The organism is Sphingomonas sp. Leaf25 (assembly GCF_001421635.1).
GTDB lineage: Bacteria > Pseudomonadota > Alphaproteobacteria > Sphingomonadales > Sphingomonadaceae > Sphingomonas.
Window position 1 is genome coordinate 1 of sequence record NZ_LMKU01000021.1, and the last position, 10,315, is coordinate 10,315.

General features: G+C 59.5%; 12 protein-coding genes. 5 read left to right on the forward strand and 7 right to left on the reverse strand.

Features of this window, described 5'->3' with window-relative positions:
- Both ASE78_RS18930 and ASE78_RS07800 read left to right on the forward strand, forming a co-directional pair.
- Window positions 1-265, forward strand: a 265-nt coding sequence (locus ASE78_RS18930) for a hypothetical protein (RefSeq protein WP_162236475.1), incomplete at its 5' end; no start/stop codon positions are given.
- A gap of 28 nt (window positions 266-293) precedes the next feature.
- Window positions 294-575, forward strand: coding sequence for a hypothetical protein (locus tag ASE78_RS07800; RefSeq protein WP_056495434.1), 282 nt, complete (start codon window positions 294-296; stop codon window positions 573-575).
- A gap of 74 nt (window positions 576-649) precedes the next feature.
- Here ASE78_RS07800 and ASE78_RS07805 read toward each other — a convergent pair whose 3' ends face one another.
- Window positions 650-1,507, reverse strand: a complete 858-nt coding sequence (locus ASE78_RS07805) for a DNA N-6-adenine-methyltransferase (RefSeq protein WP_082467074.1) — start codon at window positions 1,505-1,507, stop codon at window positions 650-652.
- 555 nt (window positions 1,508-2,062) lie between these two features.
- Entirely contained in the window at window positions 2,063-2,647 is a 585-nt protein-coding gene (locus ASE78_RS07810; protein WP_056495440.1) for a hypothetical protein, read from the reverse strand.
- Window positions 2,648-2,892: 245 nt separating this feature from the next.
- On the opposite strand from ASE78_RS07810, the gene ASE78_RS07815 reads away from it, so the two are divergent.
- A complete protein-coding gene (locus tag ASE78_RS07815) occupies window positions 2,893-4,809 on the forward strand; it encodes a TIR domain-containing protein (RefSeq protein ID WP_056495443.1) in 1,917 nt (638 codons plus the stop codon).
- Window positions 4,806-6,356, forward strand: a complete 1,551-nt coding sequence (locus ASE78_RS07820; RefSeq protein WP_056495446.1) for an argonaute/piwi family protein — start codon at window positions 4,806-4,808, stop codon at window positions 6,354-6,356. The genes ASE78_RS07815 and ASE78_RS07820 overlap by 4 nt, the downstream gene beginning before the upstream one ends.
- 54 nt (window positions 6,357-6,410) lie before the next feature.
- Here the strand turns inward: ASE78_RS07820 and ASE78_RS18640 are convergent, their stop codons facing one another.
- The 5 genes from ASE78_RS18640 to ASE78_RS18645 all read right to left on the reverse strand — a co-directional run bounded on the left by ASE78_RS18640 (window position 6,411) and on the right by ASE78_RS18645 (window position 9,080).
- Complete coding sequence (locus ASE78_RS18640) at window positions 6,411-6,803, reverse strand: hypothetical protein (protein ID WP_156351352.1); 393 nt, start codon at window positions 6,801-6,803, stop codon at window positions 6,411-6,413.
- The gene (locus ASE78_RS07825; protein ID WP_056495449.1) at window positions 6,800-7,360 is read right to left on the reverse strand and encodes a hypothetical protein; all 561 of its coding nucleotides are present in this window, start codon (window positions 7,358-7,360) and stop codon (window positions 6,800-6,802) included. The genes ASE78_RS18640 and ASE78_RS07825 overlap by 4 nt, the downstream gene beginning before the upstream one ends.
- Before the next feature lie 71 nt (window positions 7,361-7,431).
- Window positions 7,432-8,007 carry a hypothetical protein gene (locus ASE78_RS07830; protein ID WP_056495452.1) on the reverse strand — a complete coding sequence of 192 codons (576 nt, stop codon included), beginning with the start codon at window positions 8,005-8,007 and terminating at the stop codon, window positions 7,432-7,434.
- 81 nt (window positions 8,008-8,088) lie between these two features.
- Window positions 8,089-8,904 (reverse strand): GNAT family N-acetyltransferase, encoded by an 816-nt coding sequence (locus tag ASE78_RS07835; protein ID WP_082467075.1) that lies wholly within the window; start codon window positions 8,902-8,904, stop codon window positions 8,089-8,091.
- On the reverse strand, window positions 8,901-9,080 hold the full coding sequence (locus ASE78_RS18645; RefSeq protein WP_235514922.1) for a hypothetical protein: 180 nt from the start codon (window positions 9,078-9,080) through the stop codon (window positions 8,901-8,903). Before ASE78_RS18645 ends, ASE78_RS07835 begins: the two co-directional genes overlap by 4 nt.
- Window positions 9,081-9,199: 119 nt before the next feature.
- On the opposite strand from ASE78_RS18645, the gene ASE78_RS07845 reads away from it, so the two are divergent.
- Window positions 9,200-9,937, forward strand: a complete 738-nt coding sequence (locus tag ASE78_RS07845) for a class I SAM-dependent methyltransferase (protein WP_082467076.1) — start codon at window positions 9,200-9,202, stop codon at window positions 9,935-9,937.
- Window positions 9,938-10,315 lie beyond the last annotated feature (378 nt).

Consider the following 10,315-nt stretch of genomic DNA (forward strand, 5'->3'; position numbering starts at 1 on the left):
CTTGCTCATTACCGATGCTCCTACTCACAAGTGGGAGCCTCCAGGAAACCCGGGACGCTTCAAGACCGAGATCAAGGCAGTCGAAGTACGCAACCGCCACGACCGCGTCATCGCTGCCATCCAGCCCGATCATCGCGGCGGGTTCACCATCAAGATCAAGCCGATGACCGAAGCGCATCCCAGCTTCCGCCTCGAATACGCCCGCCTCGTCAACGAGCGGTTCGTCGAACTCGTCAAGACGTGGTTCGATCGTGGCGCCGCCTGATCCCTTACGCTTATCCGGAGAAAGCAACATGTCTTCCACCGAACAGGTCAAAACGTGGTTCGGCTCGGTCGAACGCTGCATGGGCAAGGATGACAGCAGCGTCCTCGCGCAGCTCCCGGTCGGCATCTATCCCAACCCCGAACCTGCCTGCGCCACCTGCCCCGCCAAGGACTGGTACCTGACCCGCAAGGGTCTGCGCTGCTATTGCAGCGAGAAGAACGTCGTCGCCTGGGTCTCGAACGACGACCCGGTGATCGCCTGCGACGCCCGCGAACGGCTTATCAAGGAAGAGAATGACAACGTTAGGTGAAAAGCGATCCAGCGGCGCACACCGCTGGACGCCAGCTCGTCTCCTGAAGTTGCAGGGTCAAGACTATGCGGCTGCTAGATATGCGTCCTACAGGCGCGCTCGTTCAATGGTGCGCATAGAACGGTGTCGATGATCAGGCTGCGAGGATACGAAGTGACACAGGAAGAGACACTGCAACTTCTAAATGCGTAAGGCCCGCCAGTCCCGAGTTCACTGACGAGGATCGGCGAAGATCGGCTCGGCAACCACCACGAGCCTCGGACCAGTTCACTGAAGCGGATCTTCTGCTCATCGCTGGCACCGAACATAACCAGCATCGTACTGACCATCGTTGCCTCGGATGTGCCATCCTCCTTGAAAAAGCGCGGACGGCCTTCAAGGAAGTAGACATCCGCTTCTGTAGCTAGGATTGCGTGAAAGAACTTTGTGTCGGTTTTCGCGGGCACGAGGCACAGGACCGTAGTTGCGTTGCCCTTCGCCCACTGGTCGTGCCCCCGCTTAACCCATTTGTCCTGCGACGACCAAGGCGGGTTAACGAACGCCAGCCGCCCGGCCCACTCATCCCGAAGGCCGTTGTGTCCCTGGCGAACGTCCAGATACGCTCCGGGCCTCACCGCGCTCGCCTCGTGCCAGCATGGATCGAAGTCGATCGGACCAAAGCTATCTTCGATCGCGCGGATCAATTCTGGTGACGTGAAGCGGTTGTCACTCTCCTTCTGTTTCACCTCGGCCGCACGCCGCCGCTCGTCCGTTTTCTGATCCACGGCTTTCTGCTTGCTGGACGAAGTGCCCGCTGAAGTCATGGTTCCCAACATTCGGCGTAGCATCTGCTTTGCAAAGCCGACGATCGATGGTGCTTCTCTCGTAGGGACCTGCGCAACGATCACGTCAGACGTGGTTGCGCGCGTGAATTCCTCAGCAGAAATCGACATTGGAGTCTCCTCTTGGATATTGAGAAGACCGTGACACCTGACAGTCTGGTCCGACCCGTTACCGGATCCACTGCCTCCCTGCTCGGGTAGGCATGCAAGCCGCGTCGACGACGGCTTGCGTAAAGCGAGTCAGGTACTCTCGCCTTTCTTGTCGACTCAGTCGCTCCTCGGGAGTCGACGACGTCTCGACGCAACGGTTGCCCGTGGGCGCAACAATATGATCGCGAACCCGGCCAGTCAACCGGGAGGAACTGAGCAGTTGGTTCATTTTGACCCACAAGTGGACGTTCAGGCTGCCCTGCTCGCTTCCGAGCTTCGGTCGTTCATTCATGTAGACTGATCCAGTCGCCGTAAGCGACGTGTCGAGGACGCAGATCGGCTAAAAGTGGGACATTCCCGACGTTCGCACGCGACATATCAAACGACAGCTCTCGCCAAGAACGGACGCTCAGCGGTTGCGTGACCAGCGTCGCAGGTTGGCTGGAATTGGGCCGGTAGCCGACAGGCAACTTTCACGGGTTACGGTCTTATCGACCGTCCAGAGCGCCAGGCTACTCACACATCATGCCATTCGAGGCAGCCCGCTCCGGCCAGGAAATGCTTCAAGATGCGGTCCGACGCGAAAACGAGATCGCGATCACGTACGGCTTGCTCCGACTTTTCGCCGTGAAACAGGTTGCAACGAACTTGATAGAGCGTGCGCAACAGCTGTTCCCAACTTGCCGTGGCGCCGGCCACCCATCCCACAGGCTGCCGCTTCACCTGTCGAGCGTCGCACTCAATCAATAACGCTATGCGGTCGTAGCGTCGAAAAGCATCGAAGCCGAGCTTGGCACGGACGTGCGCGACATTGAGCACCGGCCAGTTCGCGGCGAACGCGTCGACCTCGAACTTGAAGTCCGGACGATCGACCAAAAGCTGATCATATGCCGCGATCATACGCGGTTCGGCCGCAAGCGCGTTGATCATTTCGTAGTCCCGCTCACATCCCGTGACGGCCGCCATCCATCCGTTGAATCCCATCCATCGGAATATGAACGCCATCATAGAGGGCGGTTCGCGATCCGCGCGATTGAACAGCTCGCGAGAAACCTGATATGCTGAGGGATCGAGAGTCTGATAGTGGCTGAACCTCGCCATTACGCTGCGCCGTCTTTGCGAAATCGGACCGATCGGCCGAGTATTTGTTGCCACGTCATGCCGATTCCCCCGCCACGATAGTTCGCACAGCCCGCAGTTGCTCTCAACCGCGGAGGCCACCGGGCCGCGACGAAGCTCCAAGGAAATTCCATCCAAATTGGATCGATCGAGACGATCCAATGCCGGTTTTATCCTCATTCTATTCTACTTGACCACGAAGGCGGGGTCGCGGACAATTAGAGAACATGACCTATGATTTCTCGTCGCTCTCTCCTGCCGATTTCGAGGATCTGACCCGGGATTTACTTGGTCGGGAATTGGGTATCCGCTTCGAGGCGTTCCCCGACGGACCCGACGATGGGATGGACGGCAGACACGCTGCTGCAGATGGCAATGTGATCTTGCAGGCCAAGCACTATTATCGGTCCGGCTTCGCCAAGTTGAAGGCGAAAATGAAGTCTGAGCGTGCGTCGATCGATGCGCTTCAGGCGAAGCGATACATCCTTGCCACATCGGCGGCGCTCACCCCGGCCAACAAGACGCAATTAGGTGAGGTCATCGGCCCAGCGCTCATCAGTCCCGGCGACCTATTCGGCCCGCAGGATCTCGAGGCGTTGCTGCGCAAATTTCCAGACATCGAAACGGCCCACCCGAAGCTCTGGCAGCAGAGTAGCGCGGTCCTGAAAAACCTGATCACCGGAGCCGTCGCGGACGCGCTCCCAAAGCAGGCCGCTATTCCTCTTACGCTCGCGAAGTTGCTGCCGGCATCGAACGCCGCCGCGGCGTCGACTAAGCGCGACACCCTCTTCATCATAAAATCCTCGCCGATCGACGATGAGTTCGCGCTCTGGCTTGCACCGAAGTTGGAAGCCGAGGGCTATCAGGTTTTCGCCGACATTCTCACGCTGGAACCAGGCGATCGCTGGCGCCGAGAAATCAACCAAGCACTAGAGAACCGAGCCGCCAAGGTTCTGCTCGTCAGCAAGAACGCGACTCTCGACGATCCTATCGTCCAGGACGATATCGACATAGCGCTCGACGTGGCCGAGCGTCGCGGCGACAAGCGGTTTATACTTCCGCTGCGACTTGAAGCAGGCCGAAAGGTCAAAGGCATCGGCGACACGGTTGCTGTCGATTTCGTTCGCGGATGGGGCGAGGGGTTGATGTTGCTCCTGGACGCGCTCAAGCGGCAGAAGGTTCCCCGCCATGCGGACGCCGTGCGTATCAACCCAAATTGGGAACTGTTCCGGCGACGCGGCGCGATCCCACTCATCAGCCAACCGGAACGGCTCACGTCCAATTGGCTCCGCGTCACAGAGGCGCCTGACACAATCTACTATTACGAACCCAGCGGTGCCTCCGATCCTGACCAGCTGAAACGCGCGCTCGCTCGCTATCCCTATCCGACCGCGATCCAAGGACGCGGATTTCTCAGCTTTGCCAAGCAGGCTGAAATTGATGAGGCGTTCGAGGAAATCGGTCGCTTCCGGGTGAAGCGATCCATCGCGCTCCTGAAATTTCTTGACGAAGGTCTGCCAAAGCTGGGCATCGAACGTCAGGTGGCATCGAACCTCCTGATGGTCATGATCAAGGAGGCGTGGTTCAAGTTCTGCGATATCCGGGGCTTGATCCACTATTCCTACTCGAACAGCGTGGGATTCCACGCGTCCCCGGCGCTCGCTCCGGTGGGCACGCGTATTCCATGGGGAAAGCAGGGGGACAGGCGCTCTTCCATGCTGCGCAACATTGCCAAGGGGCATATCTGGCAGTTCGGGGTGACGGCGCTGCCGGCAACTTGGCCGTTTTGGCATATGAAGCTCAAGGCGCGCGTACTCTTTGCGGCCGACAATGGCACGCCTGAGGGCCTTGCCATCGACGACCCGAAAAAGATGCACAAGCTCCGGCGATCGATATGCAAGGGCTGGCGCAACAAACAGTGGCACGGGCGCATGCTGGCCTTCCTCGAAATGCTTTCCGGGGACAGTGCCTTCATCAGGCTGCGGCTTTCTGCAGAGCATGACTTGGTGATCGACGCCGCGCCGGTCCTTTTCTCGTCACCGGTCAGCACGATGCTACCGAACGAAGCCGATGCCGATGACGAGGAGACGGACGTCAGCACGCTTGGACGTCCCGAGAATGACGACGAGGAGAACGAGGCGTGAAATTCCCCGAACCATCGCTCATCGTCGACCACCTGGACGAACCCGCGCTCGAATTTGCCCATGGCGAACGCAGCCCGCATCCAAAGGACGGGCTGTTCCTCTACGGCCCGCACGCGAAGAGCAAAAAGGCTCGCGAAATTCGTGTCGGTGTCGTCGGCACGGTCGACGGCATCGGCCATTTCAGGAGCTGGGCGCGCAGCATCATGCAGGTTGTCGCCGTTCCGCCGCCCGGAAAGGGCGAGAAGAAGGACCGGCTCCACCTCGCGAACTTTCCGGGTCTGGAAGAGACGTTCGGCATCACCTTCGACCCGGACGAGATCAGCACCCTGTCGTTGCAACTCGCAGACATTGATCGAGCGACCCGCATCGAGAATCTAAACGAGGCGGTCGATAAGGTCGCGCGGCTCTACATCGACCGGGTCCGCAAGCACCTCAAGAATGAGGAGCAGTCGGTCGATGTATGGGTGCTCGTCTTGCCCGAGATCGTCTACGAACGCTGTCGGCCAGGGTCCAAGCGGACCGGACTTGCCATGGAGGCGGGCGATTTCGGCCGCCGTCAAAAGGCAAAGGCCAGTCTGCCGCTGCTTGCTGGGGTGATCGATCAGACCAACGAAGACATCTTCAATGACGTCCCTGACTTCCATCGCCGCATAAAGGCCGAGTTTCTCACGATCGCGCCGACCCAGCTGGTGCGCGAGACGACGCTCGCGCCGCATGCCTTTCTGAACAAGGCCGGCTACCCGCTTCGCAAGACCCAGGATGCCGCGACCCTCGTGTGGAATCTCGCGACCGGCCTCTATTACAAAACTCAGCCCAAACCGCCGTGGCGGCTAGGCTCGGTGCGCCCGGGCGTCTGCTATATCGGCATGGTCTACAAAAGCCTGCCCGACGATCCCGATGGCCACGCCTGCTGCGCGGCACAGATGTTTCTGAACGAAGGCGACGGCGTGGTCTTTCGTGGCGCGAACGGGCCATGGAAGACGGGCGATCATGAGTTTCATCTGAAAAAGGATGCGGCCAAGAATCTGCTGAAGCTCGTTTTGGCAACCTATAAAGAAATGCACGGTGAGGCGCCGAAAGAGCTCTTCATCCATGGTCAGACCTACTTCAACGGCGAGGAATGGCAGGCCTTTTGCGAAGCAGCGCCGAAAGGTACGAATGTCATCGGTGTCCGCATTCGCACGACCGGCGGGGAAACCAAGCTCTTCCGGGATGGCGACTATCCAGTACTACGCGGCACAGCGCTGTTGCTCGATGACCGGGTCGCCTACCTGTGGACGACCGGCTACGTTCCTCAGCTCGACACATATATCGGCCCAGAAACGCCCAACCCCCTGCATGTCACGGTCATGCGCAGCAAATATCAGCTGCCCGCCATCCGCACCGTGCTCGCGGACATCATGGGGCTCACCAAGATCAATTATAACAGCTGCAACTTCAACGATGGGCTGCCGGTCACCGTGCGGTTCGCGCGCATGGTCGGCGACGTGCTGACCATGGGCTCGGCGAAGGGCGAGGAAAAACAGCCCTTCAAATTCTATGTTTGACGCCGCTGTAGGGTTGAGCTCTCCCGGCCGTCGGAGACCACATTCTCGCTTCTACTATAGCCCCGCCAACTTCTTCTGCACCGACATGATCTGCACGATCAGGGCGACGCACAGCAGGATCAGCAGCAGAACCGTCAGCAACATTAAGGCCTGGACGTCGTCATAGTGACATCGATCCCACGGTGTGCACGTCCAGGGAGACCGGATGATTCCCCAGCATCGCGGCAAGAGGATTATTGCTGTGGTCAGCGCGGCAGCGAACAGCGGATATAGTCGCGTGCGCGCAATCAATTTCAGCTTGGTTCTGAGTGGCCCATTATTATCTTTGTCTGTACTGCCCTTTTCAGCCATCACTGCCGCGACGTCGGGCATCCAGACTGAAAACAAGGCTGCCAAAATCGCCAGAACCAGCGCGGAAGCTGCGAGGGCATCCGCCGCCTCACTCATTTGAGGCTGTCTTTTAGATACTTATAGGAACCGACGTCGATCGTATATTGCGTCAAGCTGTCGCCGGTCCGTCGCACTGGAGTCTTAGGATCGGTCGACGTCTCCAGACGGGCATTGAGCAATTCCACCAGGATCGGATTGAGGATCACCACGGTGTATGGCTCTTTGCCGTCGCCCTTACAGTCCACGATAACCTGCTTCAGGGCCGGCTCGATCTTCTCGCGCAAGGCCAAACGGTGCTTGGCCGCCGTCGCCCGCATGAGACTCCGCGCCGCACTTGGCGTGATGTTGAACAGTCGCGCGACTTCGTCCGCGACGGGCGGTTCGGTCGGATAAGCAGTCAACATGAGCCGGACGAGGCGTCGTTCGCGGACGTCAGCGGCGCTGGCGAGCGTCGCGACACCGGCGACCATGTCGAGAAACTCAAGGATCGCCGCGGGCGCAAACCTGGCGATCTCCTTTTCGAGGTCGGCAGGCTTGCAGCGCAAGGCATCGCAAAGGAGCGGCAGCAACGCGTCAGGAATTTCGACTTCGGAAGAGAACTTCAATTTAGCCATGACGGTATCCTACAGCGGACGGGCGCTTGGCTCCATAGGTAGCGCTACCGCTATTCTACCTAGCGCTGCGCCTAAAGGCCGTTGGCGACAGCCTCCGCAATAAAATCGCGATAGGCATAATCTATCAGGTCACGCACCAGTTCGAGCAGACCGCTCGTCGGAAAGCCATCAAACGGGTCGCCGTGCGCCAGCATGTTGCGGCGCTCGGCCAGCGTGGGATGGGTCGAGCCGGTCAATTGACCGATCGCCGTCCCGTTGCAGCGCGTGACCATCGGAATGTCGGAATCGGTAAGGCGATCAACCTCGACCATGTGCTTGAGCAGGTTCGCGAAGTTGCGTTTGCCCTTGGAAACCTTGCCGCCGTAGCGGTCCATGACGGCGAGCTCAAGCGCGACCAGTGCCGCCAGTTCACCTGCTTTGATCAGGGTAATATCGATCCAACCCAGGAGATAAAGCGTCTGAGCGCGCGCGAACTTTGCCTGAATGATCTGCGGAATCCCCTGGTTGATGCCGAAGCCTTCGATGAAGGTCCGCCACGCGGCGGGGTGGCCGAATGACCGAAACGCCCCGGCGTTGCCTGAGGCCGGCCATGGCAGAATGACCGGTACGTCTCGATCCTGAAGCGCGATGTGGGAGAAGTCGACCATCAGTCAGTCGCCGCGGTATGCGTCGTGCCGGCCTGTCGAGACATTTCTGCAGGCAGACCGACCCTCGACATTCGCGCGCGCTCAACCATCGGCGGGCTCGACGGCGTCGATGTAGAAGGCGCCGCCCTTCCAATCGCGCGTAACGCCAGCTTCCTCGGCCTCCTCATATTTCGCCTTGCAAAAGCAGCGGACTTCTCCATCCACCTGGATCTTGACGACGAGATCCTTCCCTTCGGGCTCATCATCGGTGAGGCCAATGACCCGTCGTTCGAGTAGGATCGCTCCATCGTCGAGGCGCCCACCGCGCAGGCGATGCGACACGATCGCGGGCACTTCGCCGCGCCCGTAGGTCGCCGACTCCGGGTAAAAGCCGATTTCGACATCGGCGGAGGGAACATCGGTAGGGATGTCGAACGACCGCGGCAGAATGCGGCGTGCGGTGATCCTGCCCCATTCGCCCAAATCACCGAACCGCTTGAAGCCGTGGCGTTGCCAGAAAGTCCAGGAGCTCCGCGGCGAGCATTCAATCGAAAGCACATTCACATTGTCGTCGATCGCCCGCTGCAACGACGCTGCAAACAGCGCGTCGCCCAGCCCCTGCTGGCGACAGTCTTTGCGGACGCTCACAATGTCGGGCGCGTAGTCGCCCACTTGCACTGCGATCGGCTCATCGCCGCGGCGAATGACCCAGAGATCGCCATGTTCGAGCGCGCTTTCTATGATTCTCCGGTTGCACCAGAAGCCCTCACCATCCTCGGCATATTCCTGCTCCAGCCAGCCGAGGACACTGGCAAGGTCCGCAGCTGTGGCCATGACGACCTCCATCTTCCCACATCTCCCATAGACCGCCAGCGTGCGTGCAATAATATCACCCCAGCATGACAGACCCGGCTTCATTTTCCGAACGACATGGCTTTTGCGGCGCCGATGTCGAAATCACCACCCTGGAGGATGCTCCCGAGGGGGTTCGCGCCGCGGTCGTGATGCTCGGTTACGCGGCTGGCAGCCTTGGAGCCTTCCAACTTCTGCCATCCGTTCATCACGGTGGCAGCGCTTTCCGTAGGCTCGGCCAAGCGCGGTTCGAGAGCCGACTCTATCGTACGGCGCTTGGTGATTGAGACTCCGGTCCTGCGATTCTGCGGGGAACTGCACGCGACAATGACACCGTAACTGATCATCCCTATCTGCAGGGATGACGTTCGAAATGATGAGCCCTGCAATGCGCCCTTCCACACGTGCCGAATATGCCAGCCAGTGGGCCGATGAGTCTGCACATCTAGATAGCTTTGGTATCTACCGGGATTTGGCTAATCTGATCTCCGAGCGCCGTGTTCTTGAGATCGGTTGCGGGACCGGCAGAGGGACCGCGCAGATCGCGAAGGAAGGTGCCGTTCTCGCCATCGACAACAACGACGTTCTCCTCGCTGAGGCACGCCGACACAACGCCGGTAGCAAGAACGTCGCCTTCTGCCACGCGGATCTTTTCGACATGCCGGATACCGCTCGCCGAATGATCGCCGAGTTTGGTCCAACCGTGATTGTAGGATGGTTCTTGGGCGGCAGCGGCGCAGATGTCGCCGTTCATACCACCGAGCAGCCGGAATTGGTTGCAAAGGGCAAGCTTTATAGGGAGAAGATCGAGGACATCATCACCGCGGATCCGTTTCTTGTACCATCAGTGGAACACATACACTTGGTCAATCGGTCTGGCCGTATCGCCGAGTGCTCGGACGGCGAGGTGATCGAGGCGACGATAAAGGACTATGACGAGCATGTCTTCCACCGATGCGGCTTCGCCGTAGCCGAAGTGAGTCTCTTTGACTGGCCCCTGCAGGGAAGCCGCTTTCGGTATGGCGCTGCGGACAATCCCAACTTGGCCCCTGGCACCGTGATTCCCACTATCACCGCCATTTCGGCGCGCCGGCGATAAGCTGCCCGCTGTCTCAACCGCAGGGCATCTCCTGCCACCTTCCTCCGGGCGCCTTCCTACCGGCCCCAACGCATCGTGTGAAATGCCCCGCTTCTTTCAGAAAAGCTGCGCGCCTAAACAATCGTCTGCCGTGATTCCCTTCGGTCACTTAGGGCCGCTCACAGGCGCTCCAAGAGCGGACGTTGGTTCAGGTATAGCCCCTTAGCCGAAACTAGGCCGGTAGCGGACAATTAGCTTTTCGTGTGACAAGCGGGTGAGAGCAGCCTGGCGGCCAACCGCTCCATACGCGGACATACGATCAGCGCGGCATTCAACTGAAGCGTCCCGGGTTTCCTGGAGGCTCCCACTTGTGAGTAGGAGCATCGGTAATGAGCAAGA

What these genes read in the sequence shown, in the direction of transcription:
- ASE78_RS07810 (WP_056495440.1), bottom strand. Translation starts at nt 2,647, where the DNA reads ATGGCGAGGTTCAGCCACTATCAGACTCTCGATCCCTCAGCATATCAG.
- ASE78_RS07845 (WP_082467076.1), top strand. Translation starts at nt 9,200, where the DNA reads ATGACGTTCGAAATGATGAGCCCTGCAATGCGCCCTTCCACACGTGCC.
- ASE78_RS07825 (WP_056495449.1), bottom strand. Translation starts at nt 7,360, where the DNA reads ATGGCTAAATTGAAGTTCTCTTCCGAAGTCGAAATTCCTGACGCGTTG.
- ASE78_RS07830 (WP_056495452.1), bottom strand. Translation starts at nt 8,007, where the DNA reads ATGGTCGACTTCTCCCACATCGCGCTTCAGGATCGAGACGTACCGGTC.
- ASE78_RS07805 (WP_082467074.1), bottom strand. Translation starts at nt 1,507, where the DNA reads ATGTCGATTTCTGCTGAGGAATTCACGCGCGCAACCACGTCTGACGTG.
- ASE78_RS07800 (WP_056495434.1), top strand. Translation starts at nt 294, where the DNA reads ATGTCTTCCACCGAACAGGTCAAAACGTGGTTCGGCTCGGTCGAACGC.
- ASE78_RS07835 (WP_082467075.1), bottom strand. Translation starts at nt 8,904, where the DNA reads ATGAAGCCGGGTCTGTCATGCTGGGGTGATATTATTGCACGCACGCTG.
- ASE78_RS18640 (WP_156351352.1), bottom strand. Translation starts at nt 6,803, where the DNA reads ATGAGTGAGGCGGCGGATGCCCTCGCAGCTTCCGCGCTGGTTCTGGCG.
- ASE78_RS07815 (WP_056495443.1), top strand. Translation starts at nt 2,893, where the DNA reads ATGACCTATGATTTCTCGTCGCTCTCTCCTGCCGATTTCGAGGATCTG.